This is a genomic window from Kordiimonas sp., from assembly GCF_965216265.1.
Lineage (GTDB): Bacteria > Pseudomonadota > Alphaproteobacteria > Sphingomonadales > Kordiimonadaceae > Kordiimonas.
The window spans coordinates 66,977-91,582 of the sequence record NZ_OZ244153.1; the positions used below are offsets into that span (position 1 = coordinate 66,977).

22 protein-coding genes and 1 pseudogene are annotated in these 24,606 nt (G+C 52.8%); 10 read left to right on the forward strand and 13 right to left on the reverse strand.

Features of this window, described 5'->3' with window-relative positions:
- Positions 1-2: 2 nt before the first annotated feature.
- The 6 genes from ACOOGA_RS00345 to fabD form a co-directional block, all read right to left on the reverse strand.
- Positions 3-890, reverse strand: a complete 888-nt coding sequence (locus ACOOGA_RS00345) for a YicC/YloC family endoribonuclease (RefSeq protein ID WP_417460804.1) — start codon at positions 888-890, stop codon at positions 3-5.
- 83 nt (positions 891-973) lie between these two features.
- Entirely contained in the window at positions 974-1,960 is a 987-nt protein-coding gene (gene mltG, locus ACOOGA_RS00350) for an endolytic transglycosylase MltG (protein WP_417460805.1), read from the reverse strand.
- A gap of 64 nt (positions 1,961-2,024) precedes the next feature.
- Positions 2,025-3,296 (reverse strand): beta-ketoacyl-ACP synthase II, encoded by a 1,272-nt coding sequence (gene fabF, locus ACOOGA_RS00355; RefSeq protein ID WP_417460806.1) that lies wholly within the window; start codon positions 3,294-3,296, stop codon positions 2,025-2,027.
- Between the two features lie 107 nt (positions 3,297-3,403).
- Positions 3,404-3,637, reverse strand: coding sequence for an acyl carrier protein (locus tag ACOOGA_RS00360; RefSeq protein ID WP_194212262.1), 234 nt, complete (start codon positions 3,635-3,637; stop codon positions 3,404-3,406).
- A gap of 240 nt (positions 3,638-3,877) precedes the next feature.
- Entirely contained in the window at positions 3,878-4,615 is a 738-nt protein-coding gene (gene fabG / locus ACOOGA_RS00365) for a 3-oxoacyl-[acyl-carrier-protein] reductase (protein WP_417460807.1), read from the reverse strand.
- An 18-nt stretch (positions 4,616-4,633) separates the two neighbouring features.
- Entirely contained in the window at positions 4,634-5,572 is a 939-nt protein-coding gene (gene fabD, locus ACOOGA_RS00370; RefSeq protein WP_417460808.1) for an ACP S-malonyltransferase, read from the reverse strand.
- Between the two features lie 231 nt (positions 5,573-5,803).
- Here fabD and rpsF point away from each other — a divergent pair, with 231 nt between their 5' ends.
- From rpsF to ACOOGA_RS00390, 4 genes are all read left to right on the forward strand, one after another.
- Positions 5,804-6,253, forward strand: a complete 450-nt coding sequence (rpsF, locus tag ACOOGA_RS00375) for a 30S ribosomal protein S6 (RefSeq protein WP_417460809.1) — start codon at positions 5,804-5,806, stop codon at positions 6,251-6,253.
- On the forward strand, positions 6,253-6,483 hold the full coding sequence (rpsR, locus tag ACOOGA_RS00380; protein WP_020399103.1) for a 30S ribosomal protein S18: 231 nt from the start codon (positions 6,253-6,255) through the stop codon (positions 6,481-6,483). Before rpsF ends, rpsR begins: the two co-directional genes overlap by 1 nt.
- A gap of 25 nt (positions 6,484-6,508) precedes the next feature.
- Positions 6,509-7,129, forward strand: a complete 621-nt coding sequence (gene rplI, locus ACOOGA_RS00385) for a 50S ribosomal protein L9 (RefSeq protein WP_417460810.1) — start codon at positions 6,509-6,511, stop codon at positions 7,127-7,129.
- Positions 7,130-7,362: 233 nt separating this feature from the next.
- On the forward strand, positions 7,363-8,889 hold the full coding sequence (locus ACOOGA_RS00390; protein ID WP_417460811.1) for a replicative DNA helicase: 1,527 nt from the start codon (positions 7,363-7,365) through the stop codon (positions 8,887-8,889).
- A 32-nt stretch (positions 8,890-8,921) separates the two neighbouring features.
- Here the strand turns inward: ACOOGA_RS00390 and ACOOGA_RS00395 are convergent, their stop codons facing one another.
- The 5 genes from ACOOGA_RS00395 to ACOOGA_RS00415 form a co-directional block, all read right to left on the reverse strand.
- Positions 8,922-9,179, reverse strand: coding sequence for a hypothetical protein (locus tag ACOOGA_RS00395; protein WP_417460812.1), 258 nt, complete (start codon positions 9,177-9,179; stop codon positions 8,922-8,924).
- A gap of 78 nt (positions 9,180-9,257) precedes the next feature.
- Complete coding sequence (locus ACOOGA_RS00400) at positions 9,258-10,673, reverse strand: tetratricopeptide repeat protein (protein ID WP_417460813.1); 1,416 nt, start codon at positions 10,671-10,673, stop codon at positions 9,258-9,260.
- Between the two features lie 34 nt (positions 10,674-10,707).
- Entirely contained in the window at positions 10,708-11,046 is a 339-nt protein-coding gene (locus ACOOGA_RS00405) for a ferredoxin family 2Fe-2S iron-sulfur cluster binding protein (RefSeq protein ID WP_417460814.1), read from the reverse strand.
- On the reverse strand, positions 11,043-12,200 hold the full coding sequence (locus ACOOGA_RS00410) for a cysteine desulfurase family protein (protein WP_417460815.1): 1,158 nt from the start codon (positions 12,198-12,200) through the stop codon (positions 11,043-11,045). Before ACOOGA_RS00410 ends, ACOOGA_RS00405 begins: the two co-directional genes overlap by 4 nt.
- 3 nt (positions 12,201-12,203) lie before the next feature.
- Positions 12,204-13,337 carry a cysteine desulfurase family protein gene (locus ACOOGA_RS00415; protein ID WP_417460816.1) on the reverse strand — a complete coding sequence of 378 codons (1,134 nt, stop codon included), beginning with the start codon at positions 13,335-13,337 and terminating at the stop codon, positions 12,204-12,206.
- A 154-nt stretch (positions 13,338-13,491) separates the two neighbouring features.
- Here ACOOGA_RS00415 and ACOOGA_RS00420 point away from each other — a divergent pair, with 154 nt between their 5' ends.
- Entirely contained in the window at positions 13,492-14,139 is a 648-nt protein-coding gene (locus tag ACOOGA_RS00420) for an alpha/beta hydrolase (protein WP_417460817.1), read from the forward strand.
- A gap of 45 nt (positions 14,140-14,184) precedes the next feature.
- Here ACOOGA_RS00420 and ACOOGA_RS00425 read toward each other — a convergent pair whose 3' ends face one another.
- Positions 14,185-15,357, reverse strand: coding sequence for an anhydro-N-acetylmuramic acid kinase (locus tag ACOOGA_RS00425; RefSeq protein WP_417460818.1), 1,173 nt, complete (start codon positions 15,355-15,357; stop codon positions 14,185-14,187).
- Positions 15,358-15,495: 138 nt separating this feature from the next.
- Here ACOOGA_RS00425 and tyrS point away from each other — a divergent pair, with 138 nt between their 5' ends.
- The gene (gene tyrS / locus ACOOGA_RS00430) at positions 15,496-16,746 is read left to right on the forward strand and encodes a tyrosine--tRNA ligase (protein WP_417460819.1); all 1,251 of its coding nucleotides are present in this window, start codon (positions 15,496-15,498) and stop codon (positions 16,744-16,746) included.
- A gap of 20 nt (positions 16,747-16,766) precedes the next feature.
- Here the strand turns inward: tyrS and ACOOGA_RS00435 are convergent, their stop codons facing one another.
- Positions 16,767-19,928, reverse strand: a complete 3,162-nt coding sequence (locus ACOOGA_RS00435) for an AsmA-like C-terminal domain-containing protein (RefSeq protein ID WP_420429285.1) — start codon at positions 19,926-19,928, stop codon at positions 16,767-16,769.
- A gap of 180 nt (positions 19,929-20,108) precedes the next feature.
- Here ACOOGA_RS00435 and ACOOGA_RS00440 point away from each other — a divergent pair, with 180 nt between their 5' ends.
- The 4 genes and pseudogenes from ACOOGA_RS00440 to ACOOGA_RS00455 form a co-directional block, all read left to right on the forward strand.
- Positions 20,109-23,045 (forward strand): bifunctional [glutamine synthetase] adenylyltransferase/[glutamine synthetase]-adenylyl-L-tyrosine phosphorylase, encoded by a 2,937-nt coding sequence (locus tag ACOOGA_RS00440; RefSeq protein WP_417460821.1) that lies wholly within the window; start codon positions 20,109-20,111, stop codon positions 23,043-23,045.
- A gap of 14 nt (positions 23,046-23,059) precedes the next feature.
- A complete protein-coding gene (gene bcp / locus ACOOGA_RS00445; RefSeq protein ID WP_417460822.1) occupies positions 23,060-23,524 on the forward strand; it encodes a thioredoxin-dependent thiol peroxidase in 465 nt (154 codons plus the stop codon).
- Between the two features lie 4 nt (positions 23,525-23,528).
- Positions 23,529-24,347: a ferritin-like domain-containing protein gene (locus ACOOGA_RS00450; RefSeq protein ID WP_417460823.1), complete on the forward strand. Its 819-nt coding sequence runs from the start codon at positions 23,529-23,531 to the stop codon at positions 24,345-24,347.
- Between the two features lie 134 nt (positions 24,348-24,481).
- Positions 24,482-24,601: pseudogene (locus tag ACOOGA_RS00455) on the forward strand (hypothetical protein); the annotation flags it as partial.
- Between the last annotated feature and the right edge of the window lie 5 nt (positions 24,602-24,606).

Below are 24,606 nucleotides of genomic sequence, written 5' to 3' on the forward strand. Positions count from 1 at the left end.
GATTATTCAATGTTTTGAATTTGTTCACGGAACTGATCGATCAGTGCCTTAAGGTCTAGACCGATTTTCGTCAATGCAGAATCCCCAGATTTTGAACACAAAGTGTTCGCCTCCCTGTTAAATTCCTGACAAAGGAAATCCAGCCGCCGTCCGACAGGCTTGTCACTATCCAACAGTTTCTTTGCTTCGACAACATGGCTGTCAAGCCGGTCAAGCTCTTCCTGCACGTCTGTCTTCACGGCCATCATAGCAATTTCCTGCGCCAGACGCTCTTCTGACACTGGTTTGTCTGTGTTTTGCAGCTTAGCCAGTTGCGCCAAAAAGCGGTTTTGCATCGCTTCAACCCTGTCACCTGCCACGCTACGGGCCTGTTCCGACAAAGCTTGAATGTCCTTGAGCTGTGTGGTCAACACCTCTCCCATACGCACACCTTCATCGTTGCGCGCGCGTTTGAGGTCTGCCAGCAGGCCAGCCAGATCCCTCGTGAGCAAACCTTCAAGCTGCTCACGTTCATCTTCGCTGGTTTCCCTGACGCTCAGGTCAGCAACACCCTTAATCGCCAACAGGCCGTCAATACTTGCTTGGGCAACTCCGCCATGCCCACCGTATTGAGCCGCTACGTCAATAAGAGCTTTCAGTCGCTCTTCGTTGATCTCGAACACGGCTTCATCGCCGTCTCGGGTCACATTGAGGTTAATAAAAACCGAGCCTCGTGAGACCGCGGCCCCAGCGATGCGCTTAATCTGCAGGTCAAAGCCATCAAGAAAGGTCGGCATCTTGCACCGCACCTCTAGGCCCTTGTTGTTGACGCTCTTGATTTCCCAGTTCCAACGAAAGCCAGCGCCTTCCCCTGCGCTGCGGGCAAAACCGGTCATACTGCTAAGCGGCATAATATTCCTTCCTCAATAAAACATTGCCGCACTATAGAGAGCCTCGTCTGCAAACGGCACCCCAAAAAGCTATCCCGCAACAGTTATCGCCGCGACTTCGCCTCAATCTGACGCCAACGGGCCACATTTCGGTTATGTTCATTGAGCGTATCCGCGAACGCGTGGCCGCCGCTGCCGTCTGCGACAAAATAAAGGTAGGAAACATCCGCCGGGTTTAACACGGCTGCGATTGAGGCTCTGCCGGGGTTGGCTATAGGTGTTGGTGGTAGCCCGCCAATCCGGTAAGTATTGTAAGGGGTTGTCTTATTTAGGTCAGAGCGCATGATAGGTCTGTCGAGGGTTTCCCCGCTGGTTATGCCGTATATCACCGTGGGATCAGACTGTAGGCGCATACCGCGCTTAAGCCGGTTTATAAAAACCGCTGCGACAAGTGGGCGCTCTGACGCTACGGCGGTTTCCTTCTCAACAATAGACGCAAGAATAAGGGCTTCTTCGGGGCTTTGCAGCGGCAGTGAAGCCTGACGGGAAGCCCAAAGCCGGTCAACCTCGGCCCATAACGCAACCTGCATACGCCCGATAAGTTTTTTTGCGCTATCACCACGCTCATAGAAATAGGTATCCGGTAGCAGGCTGCCTTCCGCCGGTCGTGAATAGTCGGACATATCAAGCCCAAAACTACCCTCGAGGATCGCCTCAACTTCCGCCACACTGCGGCCCTCCGGCACCGCTAGACGGCGCAGGAAGCGCTCCCCGCGCTCAATCTTGGTGAATGTGGCGCGTAATGACATGCCCGGTACAAGTTCGTATTCACCCGCTTGCAGGCTGCGCTCCATACCAAGAATCTGTGCAGCAACCCTGAAATGCCACGCGGAGGCGACAATCCCTTGCTTTTCAGCAACATAGCTTGCGCGCAGCAAGCCACTACCGGGCGCAATATAATAGTATGCTGTCTCAGCTGTCTGCGCTGGTCGCGCGAGAATAACCCGCGCCACACCAGACGCCACACTCACCCATATGGTGAGCATGCATATAGCAAACAGGCAGATAATAAAAAACCGGCTCCGGATCATGAGGTTAGCCTATCAGGCAAGTTTCAAGTTCCAAAGCCGGTCTTGTTATCTGCAGATGTATTTATTAGTTGCCGTTGTATTCACGCATCACGAGTGACGCGTTGGTGCCACCAAACCCAAACGAGTTTGAAAGTGCCACCTTCACGTCGCGTTCCTGTGCCACGAGAGGTACGAGGTCGATACCGTCACAACCCTCTGCACGGTCATGCAGGTTCAGGGTTGGGGGCACGATGTTTTCCTGGATCGCTTTGATGCAGAAAATGGCCTCAACAGCGCCCGCAGCACCGAGAAGGTGACCGATGGACGACTTTGTAGACGACATCGCAACTTTTGCTGCGTGATCACCAAGAAGGCGCTTCACGGCACCAAACTCAATCGGGTCACCAACTGGTGTCGAGGTACCATGTGCGTTGATGTAATCAATCTCATCAATGCTGATACCCGCGCGTTTTACCGCACCTTCCATGGAGCGGTATCCACCGTTGCCATCCGGAACCGGCGCAGTGACGTGATAACCGTCACCTGACATACCGTAACCAGTTACTTCGGCATAAATTTTGGCGCCGCGTTTTTTGGCGTGCTCAAGTTCCTCAAGCACAACAACACCAGCACCCTCACCCATCACAAAGCCGTCATGGCCTTTGTCCCATGGGCGTGAAGCTTGCTCTGGAGCATCATTATATTTTGTAGAAAGCGCTTTGGCCTGACTAAAACCTGCCATGCCGATACCGCAAATGGAAGCTTCCGCGCCGCCTGCGATCATTACATCTGCATCATCAAGCATAATCAGCCGTGCCGCATCGCCGATGGCGTGCGCGCCAGTTGAACATGCGGTGACAGGCGCGTGGTTCGGGCCCTTAAAGCCGTACTTGATGGACACGTTACCTGAAACCAGATTGATAATGGAGCCCGCAATAAAGTGAGGACTGATCCGCCGATGCCCGCGCTCATGCAGCAACACGGCCGAATCTGCAATCCAGCGCAGTCCGCCAATACCAGCACCAATCATCACACCAGTACGCAGGCATTCCTCTTCGCCTGGGTTTTCCCAACCCGCGTCACGCGCGGCTTGCATCGCTGCAGCCATGCCAAACAGGATAAAATTATCAACACGGCGCTGGTCTTTTGGCGCCATCCAGTCGTCAGCATTAAATGTGCCACCAGATCCGTCCCCCAAAGGCACTTCACATGCCACTTTGCAGGGGAAATCACTTGCATCAAAAAGTGTAATCTGGCCAGCACCAGACTGACCTTCAATCAGGCGTTTCCATGTTTCGTCCACACTGGAAGCCAGTGGCGAAACCATGCCTAATCCCGTAACTACCACTCGTCTCATCTGTCCATCCTCAATTCAATCAATCAGCCCAACCTGACAGAAAATGAAAAAGGGCAACAGCCTAACCCCGCGGCCCGGCTGTTGCCCCACTGAATAACAGATTCAGCTTAGGAATTCGCGCTAATAAAATCGATCGCGTCCTTAACAGTCTGAATTTTTTCAGCTGCATCGTCCGGGATCTCAATACCGAATTCTTCTTCAAACGCCATAACCAGTTCAACGGTATCCAGGCTATCAGCGCCCAGATCGTCAATGAAGCTAGCGGTGTCGGTTACTTTATCTTCGTCAACACCGAGGTGCTCGACTACGATTTTCTTCACCTTGTCGGCGATATCGCTCATTGCTTTTTTCCTCGTTTTTTACACCGAAATGTAAGGGGACAGTCCCTTGTTTGAAGCCCCCTCGTTTTGCGGAAATCCTAGCAATCATGAGCCAGATCGCCCGCATCGAGGGCGCTAGTAACACAGTTTCTTCTCTTTGAGAAGACACTGTTATGCTTTTATGGCAAGCGCCTTGGCACTACCTCTACCAACTATTGGCCTTTGGGACAAAACAAAAAAGCACCAAAAACCAATCTTACTTTAAATCATCGCCAGGCCACCATTTACGTGCAGCGTTTGGCCCGTGACATATTTTGCTTCGTTGCTGGCTAAATACAAGACCGCAGCCGCAATATCTTCCGGCGCCCCCAGTTCACCGCTTGGAATACCGCTGGTGATGGATGCTTTTTGTTCGTCATTCAGCACGTCTGTCATGGGTGTCGCAATAAAACCGGGTGCCACACAATTGACGGTGATACCGCGGCTCGCAAGTTCAGACGCCAGCGATTTTGACATACCAATCATGCCTGCTTTAGAGGCGCAATAGTTCGCCTGCCCCGGATTTCCGGTCACGCCAACCACAGAGGTAATATTCACCACACGACCCCAGCGCGACTTCATCATACCGCGCATCAGCCCCTTGATGAGCCGGAATGAGCTCTCCAGGTTCACCTGCATCACGCTATCCCAGTCGTCATCTTTCATACGCATGGCGAGATTGTCTTTAGTGATACCCGCGTTATTAACGAGAATGTCGACACCGCCGAGGGCTTCCGACGCATCCTTCACCAATTGGTCAACACTCGCACGGTCGGAGAGATTCGCGGCGATCACATGCACGCGCTCACCGAGGCTAGCCGCCAGTTCTTGAAGCTTCTCGGCACGCGTACCCGAAATCGCAACTTCTGCACCAGCACTATGCAACATGGTGGCGATAGCGGCACCAATACCGCCAGTCGCACCTGTTACCAGTGCTTTTTTACCCTCTAGATTGAACATAGATATACCCCTTAACCTTTAAAGCGACGCCGTAAACGCTTCAATATCCGCTGGATCTTGAAGGTTGACTGTGGCGAGATCACGGTCAATACGCCGAACCAGCCCTGTCAGCACCTTCCCGGCCCCCACTTCAACCACTTCATGCACGCCCAGCGAACCAAATGCCGCAACACTCTCACGCCAACGGACTGCGGCAGTCACCTGCTCCACCAGAAGCGTGCGAACACCCTCTGGCTCGCTGATTGGCGCCGCTATGACATTTGCGATCACAGGAACTACAGGCCGGTCAATCTTCACTTCCGCGAGTGCCTCTTTCATTTCATCGGCCGCAGGTTTCATCAGCGGGCAATGGAATGGTGCAGACACGGGCAACAACAAGCCGCGTTTAGCGCCTTTTGCCTTTGCAAGCTCTATCGCGCGTTCAACAGCTGCCTTGTGGCCGGAAACCACCACTTGGCCGTCTGAGTTGTCATTCGCGGTTACGCAGACCTGACCGGCAGCGGCTTCCTCTGCAACTGCGTTCACATCTTCAAGGCTGAGGCCGAGAATAGCAGCCATAGCGCCCTCACCCACCGGCACAGCGCGCTGCATCGCCTGCCCGCGCAGCTTCAAAAGCTTTGCTGCGTCGGAAACCGAAAAGGCGCCTGCGGCTGCGAGAGCGGAATACTCACCAAGCGAGTGCCCCGCCACATGGCTGGCCAGGTCTTCAACCTTTACACCGCCCGCCTCAAGCACCTTGATCACCGCCATTGAGACGGCCATAAGGGCTGGCTGCGTGTTTTCGGTCAGGCGCAGTTCATCTTCCGGGCCTTCCCACATAGTTTTGGAAAGATGCTGGGAAAGAGCGTCATCCACCTCTTCAAAAACAAGGCGTGCAGCTTCCTCAGCATCTGCTAATGATTTTCCCATGCCGACAAACTGGCTGCCTTGGCCGGGGAACACGAGTGCGCGGGTCATAAACCACCTCCGATTGCCCATCTCTTTAGCGCCAAATGGCACATGCCGTAACGTTAGCGCAAGAGTTTAGAGGATTTTATTCACCAATGGCAGGCTTTCCCTTGCTTTTAACATGGCATGGCGCTATAGAGGCCCGTCTTTTGGCCAGTGAAGGTCAAGGGGCATTTGTTAAGGAGAGCTGGAGGCACCCGTCACTGCGACTGGTGAACGATCAGCATTTAGGAGCAAAACATGGCTACTTACGAGCATGTTTTCATCGCGCGGCAGGACGTAAATGCCTCGCAGGTGGAAAGCATCACTGCCGACTTCTCCAAGATCATCGAAGAGAATGACGGCAAGGTCGCTAAGACCGAATACTGGGGTCTCAAGAACCTCGCATACAAAATCAAAAAGAATCGCAAAGGCCACTATGTTCTGATGAACATTGACGCGCCACACGCTGCTCTTGCTGAGATGGAGCGTCAAGCACGCCTTCATGAAGACGTAATTCGTTTCATGACTATCCGCGTTGAAGAGCTTGAAGCTGGCGATTCTATCGTACTTCGCGCTAAAGCTGACAAAGAGCGTCGCGGCCCTCGTCCAGATCGTGGCGATCGTGGTGACAACCGTGGTGACCGTGGTGACAGCCGCGGCGATCGTGGTGACCGCGGTGATAACCGTGGCGAAAGGAGGCCCCGCTAATGGCTGCTCGTCGTCCCTTTTTCCGCCGTCGTAAAACGTGTCCGTTTTCCGGTGAAAATGCACAAGTAATTGATTACAAAGACGTAAAACTGCTTCAGAAGTATGTTTCTGAGCGTGGCAAGATCGTTCCTAGCCGTATCACTGCCGTTTCTGCAAAGAAACAGCGTGAACTTGCTAAAGCAATCAAACGCGCCCGTAACATCGCCCTGCTGCCGTTTATCGTCAGCTAATCGCTCACCCTAAAGGAGACATAAAATGCAAGTCATCCTGCTGGAACGTGTCGAGAAACTCGGCCAGATGGGCGATGTCGTAACCGTTAAGGACGGTTTTGCCCGTAACTTCCTGCTGCCACAAAACAAAGCCCTTCGTGCTACGGCATCGAACAAAGCTGCGTTTGAGGCTGATAAAGCTCGCCTTGAAGCTGAAAACCTTGAGCGTCGTAAAGAAGCTGAAGCTGTTGCAGCCAAAATGGGCGACCTGAAAGTTGTTATGGTACGCGCTGCTGGTGAAAGCGGTCAGCTTTATGGTTCAGTATCAAGCCGTGATATCGCTGATGCTGTTACTGAAGCTGGTGTTGCTATCAGCCGTAACCAGGTTGTTCTCGACCGCGCAATCAAAACTCTTGGCTTGCACGACGTTGTTATTCGTCTGCACCCTGAAGTTACCAAGATTGTTGTTGTCAACATTGCCCGCTCTGAGGCTGAGGCAGAGACCCAGTTCTCAACTGGTTCTGCTGTAACAGGCGGTGTTTCTGATGACGACGATGTGGTTGAAGAAGAAGTTGTTGAAGAACTCTTCGAAGAAGAAGCGCCAGAAGAAGCTGTTGAAGAAGTGGCTGCTGCCGCTGAAGACGACGCTGAAAAAGCTGACGCTTGATCACACGCTAATACCTTTTGAAAAGGCGGCTTTCGAGCCGCCTTTTTTGTGTCTGCTGCCAGCCACTGTTAAGTTATCCCCGAAGTTATACCCCTGTGGAAAACTTAACAGTGGAAAAGCCAATTTAGCGGTTTCAACGCTTCCCTACCCTGTGGCATGGTCACGCCTCAAACGGGATGCGGTTCTGCTGCACATAAGGCCCGGCTCAGGGACAACACCACGGAGGGCTACCTATGGAAGCGCTGAAGTCAGACGCTGCCAACGACGAAGATCAATTGCCGCACTACCGCCAGCCACCTCACAACCTTGAGGCGGAACAAGCACTCCTTGGCTCTATTCTCGTTAACAATGAAGCTGCCCAGAAAGTTCAGGGCTTCCTGAACGCCGATCACTTTTTTGAGCCGGTGCATGGCCGCATTTATGATTCTGTCCTCAAACTGATGGACAAGAACCAGATAGCCGACCCGGTTAAGCTAAAACCCTATTTTGAAAACGATGAAGCGCTCAAGGATGTGGGCGGCGCGAAGTATCTTGTTCGCCTCGCAGCCTCAGCAGCCACCATCATCAATGCCGAAGACTACGGCCGTACCATCTATGATCTTGCCATGCGCCGCGCGCTTATTCAGATCGGGGAGCAGATGGTTAACGACGCGTACGACGCCCCTGTTGACGCCGAAGCGAGCGAACAGATCTCGGACGCTGAAAAACAGCTCTTTGATCTGGCTGAGCTTGGACAGGCGGAGACAGGGGCGCAGGCATTCTCCCGCGCCCTAAGAACGGCCGTGGAGAACATTGAGAACGCATATAAGGACCCAGATAGTCTCTCAGGCGTTACAACGGGCCTTACGCGACTGAATGAAAAGATTGGCGGGCTGCATAACTCGGACCTCATGATTCTTGCTGGACGCCCAGCCATGGGGAAAACCGCGCTCGCCACCAATATCGCGTTCAATGCCGCAAAACGCTACGCTGATGACAAGCTGGCAGGCATTGATCCCGACCGCTCCAAAGGGGCGGTTGTCTGCTTCTTCAGCCTCGAGATGTCGGCCGACCAATTGGCCGCGCGTATTCTGTCGGACATCGCGAACCGCCACTACAACGGCCCGGATCCGATCCAATCTCACGCCATGCGCCAGGGTAAATTGACGCAGGACCAGTTTGAAGCAATCGCCCGTGCTGCCATTGAACTGGAAGATACACCGCTTTTCATTGATGACACACCTGCGCTGACGATTGCTGCCCTCAGAAACCGTGCTCGCCGGCTGAAGCGCCAGCATAACCTTGGGCTGGTTGTGGTCGATTACCTCCAACTCCTTCGTGGATCTGGAAAAGGCACAGCATCGGAAAACCGCGTTCAGGAAATATCTGAAATTACGCGTGGTCTCAAAGGGTTAGCTAAGGAACTTCATGTCCCGGTTATAGCGCTATCACAGCTTAGTCGTGGAGTGGAGCAGCGCGAAAACAAGCGGCCAATGCTGTCTGACCTGCGTGAATCCGGCTCCATTGAGCAAGACGCCGATATGGTCATGTTTGTGTTCCGTGAGGAATACTACAAGGAAAAAGAACAGCCGTCAGAAAGCGACCAAACCAAACACGCGGAGTGGCAGGCACAGATGCAGGCCCTATATGGCAAGGCTGAAGTGATTATCGGCAAACAACGTCACGGCCCGGTTGGCACCGTGCACCTGGCATTTGAGAAAGAATGTACCCGCTTCACCGACTTGATCGACGATGATCATCTGCCTGAGCGTTTTGAATAAGCTCAGGCAGCTCTCAATAATCCATTCAGGTCTTACTCGTCGCAGGTGATAGTGATTTTTTTACCGCTTGGGCGCTCGACGGTTACGCTACCGCCGTTTGTTTTGCAGTTGATCTCTGCATCTCCGGAATGAACGATAATTTCACGGCTATCGCTTTCAATTACCAGGTCGTTCTCGCCCGCAATTTTCCAACTGCTCTCATAGGACGGGTCGTCAGAAACCCAACTTGATACCGCAGCAGCTGCGATTATGAGCCCTAAAACCCCCAGAAATATTGTGTTCCTCGTCATGATAGTATCCTCGCATCGTTTTTTATTTATGTAGTCTAAGATAACTATTCTTATAAGACTTTCAAGAAACCAAGCCTGCTATGCTGTTTCTTGTTGTTTGAGCCCGGCACATTTCTCGAGGTATCTGGCTGGTGCTTTATCATTTGACAATGTCCAGAAAATTGCTTCATCAGAGCATTCCGTGTCGGACAGTACCGTCCCTTTAATCAGCGAGATATCGTCAACAAACTTCAAATAGCTCCCGAATAGTGCCACTTGGTCCACGTACCAAAAGCCTTTTTTGTTAGGATCCCCAAAGATCGACAACAAATAATGGCGACACGCGAGCGAGAATTTTTCAGTCCCCTTATTCTCAAAAGGAAGATAAACGAACGGCGCTGAAATCTTGTCCCACACCGGCCCATGCTCGATATAATACAGCGCTGGCTTCGTCACCTTTCTGAAGAAATTAAATAATTTCAGAGAGCTATTTAAAATTGAATCAGCATCCAGGATCAGATAATTCCTCTTGAAACGGTTCAAAAAGAACGGTGCGAGAATAAACCTGTTAGAAGCGAGGTAACTTGGGTTTTTCGCCAACCCTCCTCGCTCAATGGTCTCATGAGATATGATCAGCGACACTGCATACCGATCAGCGAAGGTGGTCAGCCATTCGAAGTTATTCCGCGTTCCATTTACGACATGCACATGAAATGACAGCTTGTCCCTACACTCGACCATTGACAGCAGCAGATTTTGCCCAAATTTTTCCAGATAGCCACTATCGCAGGAGAAGAAGACAATCGGGTGCTCATTGGAAAGGTCAGGCTCCGCGATAAACTCAACTGCTTGAGCAAGCGGGTTGGCTCCCTGCTCCAAAGCGACGTCAAAAGTCTCAGGAAACGCACTAAACACCGCGCGGGAATCAAACGGGCTAACCATAGCACCGCGCCCAATCAACAGGTTACCAAACAAAAAGGCTTTTGGCATTGTGTGATTGAGGTGCTCCCCCATGTTCAACGCCTTGTGTGCGCACGACAAAGCGCGTCCATGGTCTCCCCCAAGTGATGCCAACAGTCCAAGAAGCGCCAAGGATCTTGCATCCTTAGGGTCAAGGTTGCAAACAACCTGCAGCATCTGTGCCGCCGCGCTGTATTGTTCCCGCTCTATATAGATTTTTGCCAGAGTGACCCGTACCGAAACATCATCAGGGTATTGACGCAACAATACTCTGGCCATCTGGCCAATCTTTGCCTGATCCGTCTTCTTGGGCAGCCTAACAACCTGCATCAGGCGCAGAAAGTTTAACTCGCAATCATCCCTGGGCTTAATCTTCCTCTTGCTTTCAAGTTCTGCTCTTCTCTCTTTGGCGATTTCTTTACAAAAGGCTGGCAGCGGTATTCCGCCAGCATTCAAGATGCGCTTGTAGTAGATATTGCAGTATTTGATGTTTCCATAGTCAATCTCTGAATAGAGGCTGTTATCTTCAAACTCATCTATCGCAGAAAAAGTCATGGCACCCCCAAACGTAGCCTGTGTCGCAAGATTATCAAAAACCCATCATGTTTCGTGTGGTTTTTGGCAGAAAAAGCCGGATACCATCTAGCTCATCGGTTAGCAACACTTGGCACCCGAGCCTTGACGTTGCAGTCAGCCCAACGGCCAGGTCAAGCATCTCTTCTTCGTCTTCACACGCTTCCGGAAGACGGTCAAAATCCTTCTTGTCCACTACGATGTGGCAGGTTGAGCATGCCATGTTCCCCTCGCACGCCCCCTCCATTTCCAAACCTAGCTCATGAGCGAGCTGCAATACGGTGACATTTTGTTCTGTGTCTACCTGTTGCTCTGTCCCATCAGGATGGACAAAAATGACCTTCAGCTTACTCATGCCGCACCCTTTCGCAGAGTTCGTATTGCGCTCTGCAGTATGGCAATAGCTTTGTCAATCTCTTCATCTGTCGTGAATCTGCCAATTCCTATCCGCAGCGCGGCTTTGCTTTCCGCCGCTGAGCGCCCGATCGCCTCGAGGACATAGGACGGCCCGCTTACGGCTGAAGCACACGCCGCGCCACTTGAAAGCGCGAGGTGGCGTACACTGGCCAACAACATGTCACCGTCGATGCCGGGGAAACTCACATTCAGGTTTCCTACCCAGCGCTTCTCTTCAGACCCATTAATCAGTATATCAGGAGCAATCTCAAACAAGGCATCTTTCAGCCTTATCATCAAGCTCTCAAGCCGCCGAGCCTCTTGCATCATATCAGTCGCCGCGAGCGCAGATGCGGCGCCAAGCCCTGCTACCAGTGCAGGCGCTTGCGTGCCAGAGCGCAAGCCAGCCTCTTGTCCACCACCAGACATTTGTGGCGTCAATGCCGTGGAACGTCCTGAACGCTTGTAGAGGGCGCCAACGCCTTTTGGGCCATATATTTTGTGACCGGATATGCTCATGAAATCGAGCTGCATGTCAGCTACATCTAATGGCGTTTTGCCAAACGCTTGTGCGGCATCGCTGTGAAACAACGCGCCTTTTGTCCTTGCCAGCCTACCAATCTCCGCAAGCGGTTGGATAACGCCTATCTCGTTGTTCACAGCCATCACCGAGACAAGTGCGGTACTACCCGTAATGGCTTCTTCCACTCTATTGAGGTCAACAATACCATCACCACCAACCGGCAGTATCGTTACATCATATCCATGATGGGCGCATACCGCTGCTGCTTCCAACACACATTTATGCTCGGTTGCTACAGTCACCATGTGGGGGCGTTTTTTCCCCCACGCGTCCATCACTCCTTTCAAGACGAGATTGTTGGCCTCTGTGGCACCTGAGGTAAAAATGACCTCACCCTCGTCAGCAGCAATAACGCTGGCCACTTGCTGACGCGCGATATCAAGCGCAGCCTCAGTTTCCCAGCCATAGGCATGGGTACTGGAATGCGGATTACCAAATTTCTCAGTGAAAAACGGCATCATGGCGTCGAGCACCCGAGGGTCAAGCGGTGTTGTTGCCTGATAATCAAGGTAAATTGGCCTAACCGTCATCCCCTACCCCTGTACTGCCGTTCGGTCATAGAGTTTCTTCCACGCAGCAACAAACCTGTCGATGTCGTCATCGCTTGTGTTGTAGCCTAGTGAGATGCGAACCGATGCATCAGCAACGCCCGCTTCATAACCCATCGCATCCAGCACATGGCTAACCTTTACCTTGCCCGATGAACAGGCAGACCCGCTGGAAACACATATGCCGCTCAAGTCGAAATGCATCACCTGGGTTTCACCTTTCACCCCAGGCATCGCAATGCAACTGGTATTGGCGAGCCGGGGTGCTCGTTCCGCCACAATCTGCGCAGCGTTCGTATGTGCTTTAATCTCAGATTCCAACCGATCTCGCATGATGCCTAGTTTGTCTGCCATAGCGATATCAGCCATAGCCTCTAGCGCCGCAACGCCAAATCCGACAATGCCCGCAACATTTTCAGTGCCTGACCGGCGAGAAAGTTCCTGTCCGCCGCCCGCAATAAGCGCTTTCAGCGGGGCCGTCGGCGCGGAAATAATGGCGCCAACACCTTGCGGACCGCCGATCTTGTGCGCAGAAAGGGTTAGATAATCCGCACCAAGCGCGGCACGGTCTATCATGATCTTGCCTGCTGCCTGCACTGCGTCTGTATGTAGCCGAGCGCCATTTTCATGCGCTAAGGCAACGATATCGGCAATGGGCTGAATGGCTCCCATTTCATTGTTTGCATACATAACCGACACAAGCGCCGGTTTTGGCGCTTCCTTCAGGTGATGCTCAAGCATTGTCATATCAACAACGCCGTCACCATCAACCGGAATTTCATACACAGGAAGCCCACTCGCCTCTGCTGCGGCCCGGACACAATCATGTTCAACGGAGGAGATAATCAGAGACGCCGCACCCGCGCCACGAATCACCGTATTACTCGCCTCAGTCCCGCCGGAGCAAAACGTGACATCGCGTGCACGCGCACCAGCCAAGGCGGCAACCTGCGCCCTCGCCTGCTCAACCAAAGCCCGCGCCTCACGCCCTGCACCGTGCACAGACGAAGGGTTGCCATACACAGCCATAGCCTCAGCCACGGCTGTAATGACGGCCCTCCGGATCGGGGCTGTGGCATTGTAATCGAGATAGATCATGTTTTTCATAGCGCCTGACATAAGGTGCATCCTACAAGCATTCAATTCTAAATTCATGCTTGCACACGAGTTTGCTTGCGATTCGGTACCAAAATTCTATATACGAAGGTCAAGACCTCATCGCGGAAATAGTTCCGCATCATGCCAACTAACTATAAGCGCACAAAGATCACAGATGCCCGAAATTATTTTCAGTGGACCAGCCGGTCGCCTTGAAGGCCGTTATCAACCTGGTAAAACCGATACTGCTCCCGTCGCTTTGATCCTTCATTCCAACCCTCAGTATGGTGGGAAGATGGATGAGAAGATCAGTTATTACCTCTACCACGCCTTCGCGCATCGGGGTTTCGCGACACTTCGCTTCAATTTCCGCGGTGTCGGCCGTAGCCAGGGCGAATTTGACGCAGGCACGGGTGAACTGTCCGATGCTGCATCTGCGCTTGACTGGCTTCAGTCGATGAACCCAAATTCAACAGGCACATGGATCGCGGGCTTCTCATTTGGTGCCTGGATCGGCATGCAATTGCTGATGCGCCGTCCTGAGATAAAAGGTTTTATCTCCGTCGCGCCACCAGCAAACCTTTATGATTTCTCATTCTTGGCACCATGCCCGTCATCCGGTTTGATCATTCAAGCTGATCAGGATGATCTGGTGACGCCAATTTCGGTACAGAAGCTTGTTGAAAAGCTGAAAACACAAAAAGCCATCACCATTCACCATGATACCGTGAAGGGGGCGAACCATTTCTTTGAGAATGAATTGAACCACCTGATGTCATCAGTTAATTCATACCTCAACCAGCGCCTCAGCGCTGGCGAGTAACTATGATAATAGATTTCGGAATGGGGCGGTTCATACCGCCCTTTTTCATGCCTTGCCGCTCCAGCGCGCGCGGCGCGAGCTTGGTTTATGTAATACGCCTCCCGTTGTCGGCGCATCACACCCTGTAGTGCTTGGAAGACTGAGCGGTAATCCGCGAAGCGACCGTACGGCAAGGAAGGCAAAAGCCTCGGCTTCTATTGCATCGCCCCTTAGCCCCAGAACCTCAATCGGATCTACAAGCACCGGCATACGCCGCCTCAGTCTGCGCATCAGAGTTGGATTGTGACGCCCGCCTCCGGTTACATACCAGGCATCTGGTGGTAACGGGAAATGGCTCTGCGCCGAGATAACGGATTCCACAACAAAATTCGTAAGCGTTGCAGCACCGTCTTCTGCTGACAGACCCCGTACAGCCTGAATGTTGAAATCGTCACGGTCCAGTGTTTTGGGTGGTTTTTCATCAAAATATGATGATGCCATTAACCCCATTACCACTTCTTCGTGGTTCAGGCCCCGTGCCGCCAGGTTTCCGTCTGTATCCACAGGTTTGCCCGTATGAATTTCGGCCCAATCATCCATCATGGCATTGCCTGGACCAGTATCAAACGCAACAATCTCTGGATCGTCAGCGCCTTTTTTAAAGGACACCCATGTTACATTTGCCACACCGCCGATATTGAGAACCGCGACCACTTGGTGCCTGCGAGCGCGCCCAAGCAGCGCAGCGTGATAAAGCGGCACAAGAGGTGCCCCCTCGCCCCCAGCGGCCACATCAGCGGTGCGAAAATCATTCACCACCTTAATGCCCGTGAGCCCCGCCAAGCGGCCACCATCGCCAATTTGCCAGGTCCAGTGTCGGTCAGGCCTGTGGGTGAGGGTTTGGCCATGAAACCCGATCACGTCGACATCTGCGGCTGTGTGCCCGGTTACAGCTAATAGTTCATCTACAGCGTCCGCGTGCCAGTCGGTAAGGTCCTGCTCCAGCCGCTTGATATCCTCGGGCACGGGTGTGTTATGGGAACAGCTGGTGGCGAGGCTAAGCCCTTTTTTCACTTGATCACGCATCGCAGGTGTGTAGGGAAGCGTCAGAGATGGGCCAAGACGTTCAACTTTCACGCCGTCGGTGTAGATCATCGCCGCATCGATGCCGTCCATCGACGTGCCACTCATCAGACCAATTGCACATTTAATTTCGCCTGAGTTACCCAAAACTGACATAGAACACCCGTTTCCCTCGCTCATCAGAAGCTATAGGCTTTGCCTTTGGCTCACCCTATGCTACATCAGCCCGCTCTTAAATGATTTTTGTAACAACACCGCAATATTTAGCGGCTGGCTTTTAAGTAGGCGGGATCAATGACCAGCTTGAAATCGGAATTCCTTCAAATACTGACCGAACGCGACTTTATCCACCAGGCGACCGACCTGGAGGCACTTGACGCCAAGATGTCAGAAGGTCCGATTTCTGCCTATATCGGCTTTGATTGCACCGCCCGCTCGCTGCATGTGGGCAGCCTTGTACAGATCATGATGCTACGTTGGCTCCAGAAAACCGGGCATCAGCCAATTGTGCTGATGGGCGGCGGCACCAGCAAGATCGGTGACCCGTCTGGCCGCGATGAGAGCCGTCAGTTAATGACGGACGAGATCATTGCGGACAACATGGCTGGTATCCGTACAGTGTTTGACCGCCTTCTGACCTTCGGTGACAGCAAGACAGACGCAGTTATGGTCAATAATGGAGAGTGGCTGGATACGCTCCAATACATCCCGTTCTTGCGCGATATCGGCACCCATTTCACCATCAATCGTATGCTGACATTTGATAGCGTGAAGCTACGACTTGATCGAGAGCAACCGCTCACCTTCCTTGAGTTTAACTACATGATCTTGCAGGCGTACGATTTCATGGAGCTTGGGAAACGTTACGGCTGTGCGTTGCAGATGGGCGGCTCCGACCAGTGGGGCAACATCATAAACGGGATCGAGCTTGCGCGCCGCGCGTCCAGCCAGCATCTTTTTGGCCTCACCACGCCGTTGATCACCACGGCTGACGGTAAAAAAATGGGCAAGACTGCATCAGGCGCCGTATGGCTCAATGAAGACCACCTGCCCTCCTATGACTATTGGCAATTCTGGCGCAATACACAGGATGCAGACGTAGGTAAATTTCTGCGCCTGTTCACTGAAATGCCGCTCGATGAAGTACGGCGCCTCGAAGCGCTTGAAGGTGCAGAAATCAACGACGCCAAGGTTATCCTTGCTAATGCTGCGACTGAGTTGGTGCGCGGTGAAGCAGCGGCCAACGCTGCCGAAGCGACCGCCAAGGAAACATTTGAAAAAGGTGGTGCTGGTGCCGACCTGCCAACTGTAAGCCTGCCTGTCGGGGCTCTTACAGAAGGTATCAATGTCGTTGACCTCTTTATTGAGGCCGGCCTCGGCGGCTCAAAAGGCGAAGTACGCCGGTTGATCAAACAGGGTGGTGCAAAGCTTAATGATGTGAAAGTGGATGATGAAACCGCCATGGTCACCAAAAGCGCGCTGCAGGACGGACAGATCAAGCTTTCAGCAGGGAAGAAGCGCCACGCACTCGTAAAGACCGAATAAGGCGTTTCACTCAGGTTAAACTATTCAAGAACCCCGGGCTGAGGCTCGGGGTTTTCTATTTTGGGCTCAACACCCTCGCCGGCTGGCTCTTCAACCTTCGGCACGTCAGGCCCCTCTACATCGTCAACTTTACCTTTACGACCCTCAAACAGCAGGCGCAAAAAGCCAGGTGCAAGGCCGGAAAGTGGATTAACGGAAAACTCAGGGTTGGCGGTAGGTCCTTTAACACGGTAAGCCACACCAAAGATGCCTTTACCCTCACCACCCGTAAGGATGGCGCCAAGAAGCGGTATCTTCCCTAGAAGCGCATTCAGCCCATATGCTGGCACAAATACACCATTGACGTTGATCTTCTCGGCGCGTGCGGATATCTGGCCCTCCATGGTCATGCCCAACGAAGGCCCGTTCGCTTTCATTTTGCTGATATCCAGCACACCCTGTGAATAATCGAATGGCATCTCGATAGTGCCAAGCTCAACAGCATCATCCTTCAAATATTCGTTCAACCCTTCGATGACACCCTCGCTGACTTGATCGCTGAGCTTGTTTTTGGAAACCATATAGGAATCGCGAATATTAATGGTTCCCTGAATGTGAAGGTCATTCCCCCAGCCAGATGTCTTGCCACTGAGCTCCAGTTCGCCGTCGCGCAGATGCGAGAAAAGGCCAAGTCCGCGCAGGAAATGCCCGGCATCTGGTGTTGTCACCCGCAGGTCTCGCAGCGCCTGATTTTCACTCGGCGTGATATTGAGCGATAGTGCTTTTGACGTACCGTGTACTAAGGCATTGATCTCAAGCCTCTCGGGCGCACCCCCAAGGAAGCTGCCGTTCAATGTCACCGCATCCTGCTTCTCGCCATTCATCAACAGCAGTGTGTCTACGGAAAGCGCCAAGTTAAGGCGTTCAATGTCACCTTCTATTCCCTGTGCCTTACCCTCCTGTTCCGCATCCAATATCGGCCCCAGGTCGAACTGTTTCCCGGCTATATCAATCGTTGTGGAGCCATCTTCACCTTCCGTAATAGAGGCTCTGAAACTGTTCTCACCCAACTGCGTGACATCCACATCGGCAGTAAACTGCCCGGTTCCTTCCGCGCCCCACCATATGTCGGCCCGTACATCCATATTCTCGCCGTTTACGATGAGGGGCGACAGGCTTGTCCGATCGTCGTCGAATATAACGGTGCCAGTTACCGTGGCAGGCGAAGATGCTTCTTTTCGCCAGGACAGATGACGTTCTTTCAAAATCGCACCCGTGGTGTCGGCGGAGAAATAGCCGCGACTGAATGAGAAGTTACGACCAATGAACGTCGCCTCCGCCAAAACCCGGCCGGATAGATAGGGCGATACGTCAACGCCAAGCGCCATGATATCATTTTCATCAACCGCACCGGATAGGACGATCTCTGTTGTCGTGGCTGCCGGGTCATCTCTCCCTGCCACGAGATCTTCCCGCCAGTATAGGGCGAGAGGAATCCCGTTCATGCGGCCTGCACCCTCAGCAGCAACACTATCCTTGTCAACCAGCAGGGTAAGGTCGCCCTCCGTTAGGCCCTCGCCGCCAAGCAGGTCGGCAACGGTGGTGTTCATAATGCTGGCATTCACCTCATAGGTTACGTCATCTGCCGGCAGGTCTTTGATAAGCGGCAGTGAAATCACCGCGCGAACATGGGCATCACCGTTGACCCGCGACACATCAAACCCCATTTTCTGGGGAACGCGTAACGGCTCGTGATCGATAACGTCCATGATGGTGGCAACATCGCCGCTCAATCGTAGGTCAAACATACCTGTGGCACCGTTGCGCACATCAATGTCCGTCATATGGATCGTAGTGCCCGCAATCGGCATATCCTCAATTGAACCTGCGGTGAGCTCGAGGTCAAACACATCACGCGTGAGAACGCCCTGCCCAGCTGCACGCTTAATTTGAGGCATTGATAAAAGATAATATGTATCGAGATTATCGAAGCCAAAGGTGAGCCTATAAGGGCTACCACCATCAAACCCCCCACCTGTTGTCGGGTTCCAGTCCACTTCAAAACTGACGTTATGCGTACGGCCACTAATAATATGACTATCTATCCACGCCCTTGCGCCGCGCGGTGTTCCGTCAGGGTGCACCGCTATCGGCCAATATTGTAGCACCTCAGGGATAGTAACCTCTTTCACCCTTGCTGTTAGCTGTACAGCTGGCGCTTGTTCATCAGCAATCCAATAAAATAGGCCTTCGCCAGATATCACGCGGCTCAACGTCGCGATTTCAATGCCGTCGAAAACGAGGGTGTTTTCACCCGCCTCATATCTCCCCGTGATCAAACCGTACCTTATGGTTGAGCCGCCCGGGAAGGAAACCGGATGCACGAGCTCCCCTTCGTCCAGAGTCGCGGAAAAGCGTGCTAGCTCCAGCCCGCGTGCGGCTGAAAGCTCAACATCAACGTCAAGGGCGACAGGCACGTTCAGGTAACTGACAACTTCCGGCAAGTCTGTGAGTATTGAAAGCGAAGACGGCCGAAACTCACTAAAGCTCAACGACAGTTCCATATCACCGAGAAATGGCTCCGCGGTCCCCTGTAGCCTGATTTGTGTTGGTGTTTCGGCCAGGCGGGCATCAATGACAGCATCAAGCGCCAGTGTCTGCAACCTGCGCGTAACGGTCAGGCGCGGTACCGCAAATTCAGCGTTCTCAAGCCCTTCGGTCCGAACCAGCCCCACAAGCACGTTAGTGAAGGATACCTGATCAAGCGCAGGTGCATTATTGAGAAGACGAGCGCCAAACCGGCTGAACGCCTCACTTACAGGCTTAAACACTTCAGGGGTAGGCACACCGCTCTCACCATAGAGCGCGTTAAGCGTGCCCTCGTCCGAAGCATCACTAAAGCCGCCCAGGTTGGAAACCAATACCTGAGCCCGATCGATCTCTACGGTTGAGAAGCTGACGTTGGTAAAAAAATCTGTGAAAGCAAGCGCAACACGTGCCTCTGGTACAAATGCCGTAAGCCGGTTTCGTCGGTCAATGAAGCGTACATCCTGTAGCGAAACCCATGGCCGCACACGCCGCCAATCCCAGCCAACCTCAGCTTCTTCAAAACTAACCAACCAACCAGGTAAAAGTTCTTTTGTTTGGCTAATAACGGCGTCACGCGCGAAACCAAGATCAATTGGCGCAATCAATAGACGCACGAAAAGAAGGGTTCCGAGCAGCAATCCTGCTGTCGCGACCCATATCCCTGACCGAACGACTATTCCCACTGAACGCTTCAATGCCCTCGCCTACAATACTGAAAGACACTTGATTTGATACGGCAAGGTATGAACACTCCCTGTATCTCGCAATGTAATTTATGGACCTATCAACATCTTATGCCCAATAAACCCACATATCCAGCAGCGCATGATAGCCAGAAAGCCGACGAAATTTGGGCAACCCTTGAAGAATTTGCGCATTCAAGCGACGAAAATACAATTGATGTTGCCAAAGCGGACAAAAATCTCGCCTGCGCGCTGTTTGGCAACAGCCCGTTCCTTTCAGCGATTGCGCGCCGCCAGCCGGCTCTTGCACTCAATGTTCTCTCGGGCGAGCCTGACCAGCAGTTTGATGCACTGCTCGCAAAAATGGCTGAAGCGAGACCTGATGGCGAAACGACCGCAGACCTGATGGCTTTCTTGCGAATCCAAAAGGCGGCCGTCGCCCTACTGACCGCCGCCGCAGATGTCGCATCTTGGTGGAGCTTGGAACAAGTGACTTCCGCGCTAAGCCGATTTGCTGATGCAGCGCTTGAACTGGCGCTGGCCCATCTGTTGCACCCGCGCATGAAAGCGGGAGAGCTCGCCTGGCCAAAGGGAGCGCCCGAACCTGTATCTCCCGGGCTCAGCAAAAAAAGCGGATATTTTGTCCTGGGCATGGGCAAACTTGGCGCGTTCGAGCTGAATTATTCATCTGATATTGACCTGATCGTGCTTTATGATGCCGCCCGCGCAAAATACCTAGGGTCAAAATCCCTAAGCCATTGTTTTATAAAAATAACGCAGGATCTGGTCCAGATTATGGAGCAGCGCACCATGCACGGCTACGTCTTTCGGACCGACCTCCGGCTCCGCCCAGATCCGGGCGCCACGCCCGTCGCGATCTCCATAGATGCCGCCGAGAGCTATTATCATTCCATGGCTGTAAACTGGGAGCGGTCGGCAATGATTAAAGCGCGTGTCGTCGCGGGCGATATGGAGGCAGGAGAAGACTATCTCAACACCATGGCGCGTTGGGTTTGGCGCAAAAATATGGACTTTGTTGCACTCCGGGACATCGCGGCAATAAAGAATCAGATCAACCGACATTATGGCCAAACCAACACCAGTTTCGAGGGATATGACGTAAAACTCGGGCATGGTGGCATTCGGGAGATCGAGTTTTTTGCTCAGGTAAACCAACTATTATATGCAGGCAGGCACCCCGGCTTGCGTGTGCGAGGCACCTTGGATGCGCTCGAGACCATGGTAACAGAGCAGCTTATTGAAGCTGGAACCTACAAAGAGCTCCTTGAAGCTTACCGCTTTCTACGCACACTCGAACACCGCATACAAATGGTTGACGACGCACAGACACACTCAATCCCTGAAATTGAAGATGCAATCCATCGAATAGCTATCTTTATGGGCTTCCCGGACATTGCTAGGCTTGAGAAAGCACTGCGGGCTCACGCGGAAAAGGTAAGCGCGCACTATGATGCCTTATTGCCGGAGGAAACAGCATCCACAACCCCCGCTGGATACACTGAAGCAAACTTGCCTGAGCAGCTGAAGGAACTTGGGTTTGACGATACCGGGGCCGCAACCGCGATGATAGAGGGCTGGCGACGTGGGCGGCACCGTGCGTTGAGAACCGAACGTGCCAAGGGCCTCTTGGAACAGATTTTACCCGACCTCCTCAAGGCATTTTCAGAGACACAACAACCTATCTCCGCGCTGACGAGGTTTGACAAGTTTATCTCTCAACTCCCCGCAGGCGTGCAGCTTTTCTCTCTTATGCAGTCAAACCCCTCCCTCTTTGGGTTGATGGCCCGTATGATGGGATTGGCCCCTGCCCTGGCGGAGACACTAGCCAAAAAACCCGAGCTTTGGGATTCGGTACTAGAGCCAGATTTTTTTGATCCGCTTGAGCCCGAAAAGGATCTGGCCAGCTACCTCAGGCAGATGCTGTCTAGTGCAAAAGACTATCAGGATGTCTTGGATATCGTGCGCAGATTCGTCGCCGACGGGCGCTTCAGAATAGGCATACAGCTTCTGGAAGCCCTGGCTGACGTCAGGGAGAGTGGCGAGGGCATGACCCGTCTTGCAGACGTTTCCCTCAGGCAGTTGATTGCCGCAGTTGAAGATGAGTTTGCCGAGAAGCATGGTCGTTTTGAAGGTGGCGGCATTGCTGTTGTTGCCATGGGGAAATATGGTGGGCGCGAGCTCACAAGCACATCAGACCTAGATATCGTATTCCTCTACCACGTGCCTGATATGAATGCGGAATCAGATGGGGTAAAACCGCTTTCTCCAAGTCAGTATTTTTCCCGCCTTGGTCAGCATATCATTACGGCTATCACTGCTCTCACACCCGAAGGGCGCCTTTTTGAGGTCGACACAAGGCTACGTCCTTCGGGACAACAGGGGCCGCTGGTTGTCACGCTCAAGACATTCTCAGACTATTACATTCAATCCGCCTGGACGTGGGAACATATGGCATTAACTCGCGCCCGTATTCTCATCGCACCAGAGGCCATCAAGGCGCCACTGGAGCAAACGATCACACAGGTCCTCACGGCACCAAGGGACGCAGCCCAACTGCTACTTCACGTCCATGACATGCGGTTGAAGCTCAACAGCCAGTTTGGCACGGAGAATATGTGGGCAATCAAAAACGTTCGGGGTGGCCTGATTGATATGGAGTTTATCACTCAGTACCTCATGTTGCGTGAAGGCCATAAAAACCCGGATATCTTTAGTCCTGACTTAGGTACAGCTATTGATCGCCTTCAAGGTATCGGGGCACTCACCGCAAGTGGGGCCAACCTACTGCACAAGGCTCATATATTTGAGCAGAATGTACAGTCCTTGTTGAGGCTTTGCTTGGGCAGCTCACAGGTCATTGACACCCAGATTTCAATAGGTATTCGCGAGGTTCTCTGTCGGCTCACACAGTCCGAGACGTTCGATGCTTTGAAGGACGAGCTGCTATTGCACCAGAGCGCCGTATACAGCTTGTTCCAAGATATGATAGAGAAACCCGCAATCGAAGCGACCAAGAATACTGAATAATCAAGGAGGAACGCATGACCGTCCAAGTTGGCGCCCCAGCACCAGATTTTGCACTACCCGGCGACAATGGTGAAACCATCACGCTTTCTGCTTTGCGCGGAAAGCACGTTGTTCTCTATTTCTACCCAAAAGATGATACGCCGGGATGTACGACGGAGGCGAAAGACTTCACGGCAATGGCCGACGATTTCGCCGCTGCGGGTGCCCTGGTTGTTGGCATGTCACGCGACACAGCAACGAAACATGACAAGTTTATCGCCAAGCATGACCTCAAGGTAAAACTCGCGGCTGATGTTGATGGCGACGTCACCGAAGCCTACGGCGTCTGGGTTGAGAAGAACATGTATGGCCGCACCTATATGGGCATTGAGCGCGCCACGTTCCTGATCGACGATAAAGGCATTGTACGGGAAGTTTGGCGCAAAGTTCGTGTAAAAGGCCATGCGCAAGCTGTTCTCGACGCTGTGAAAGCGCTTTGACTTCATGAGCAATGATTGGAAGACAATTGGCGAGGCAGCCGTCGCTGTGCTCAAGACCGAGCGCGCGCGTACGAAGGCTGAGACCGCGCGTGCGGTCGCAGCAGCCTGGCGCGCTGGTAAGCTGAAAGACGACTATAACGTCAGGCCGCCTTCCAGACCGGCACGCCCCGCACAGCCTCAACTGTTGGCCCCTGGTGACATGCCGAAACGGCGCAAAGGCGGTAGCGAGAGCAATAAGCGAGCGCTTTTACATGCTGTGGCTCATATCGAGCTGAATGCTATCGATCTCGCTTTCGACATTGTGGCGCGTTTTGGCGAGTTTATGCCGCGCACGTTCACCGATGACTGGATTCAAGTTGGAGACGACGAAGCCAGACACTTCGCACTCCTTAGCGCTCGCCTGAAGGCGCATGATAGCTTTTACGGCGACCTACCCGCGCATGACGGCTTATGGCAGTCAGCGGAAGACACCAAAGACAGCCTTCCGGCACGCCTGGCTATCGTTCCCATGGTACTCGAGGCACGAGGACTTGACGTCACGCCAAAAATGGTTGAGCAGTTCAAGCGAAACGGTGATCCGACATCAGCAGAAGTCCTTCAAACAATTTACGAGGAAGAAGTCGCTCATGTAGCGGCTGGTACTCGCTGGTTTAAATATATGGCAAAAAAAGGCGAGCTAGACGCTGACGCATGGTTCAAGGAGTTGGTGCAGGAATACTTTAACGGACACCTTAAAAGGCCGTTCAATAAACCTGCTCGCAGCCGTGCCGGTATGCCGCCAAGCTTCTATGAACCCCTTGCAGAGTTGCTGGAAGCAGAATAAGAAGCTTGACCAAAGGCCCTAAAATGGGTGGAATGCAGACAAAATTAACCGAATAGTACAATAATAATCATAGTGTTGGGTCAGGGGCGACCCTTGAGTATCAGGGTACGGAAACGACGAGGCGTGGGCAGTACGTGGCTAACGAGTTGACATTATTAGATAAATTTCATGCGTTCCGGGCTAGGTATTTCCCTGAGCGCCAGTTGTTCTTGCGAAGTGAAGGCCGCGTAAGGTTCCTTACCATTGGTAGCTACACGCA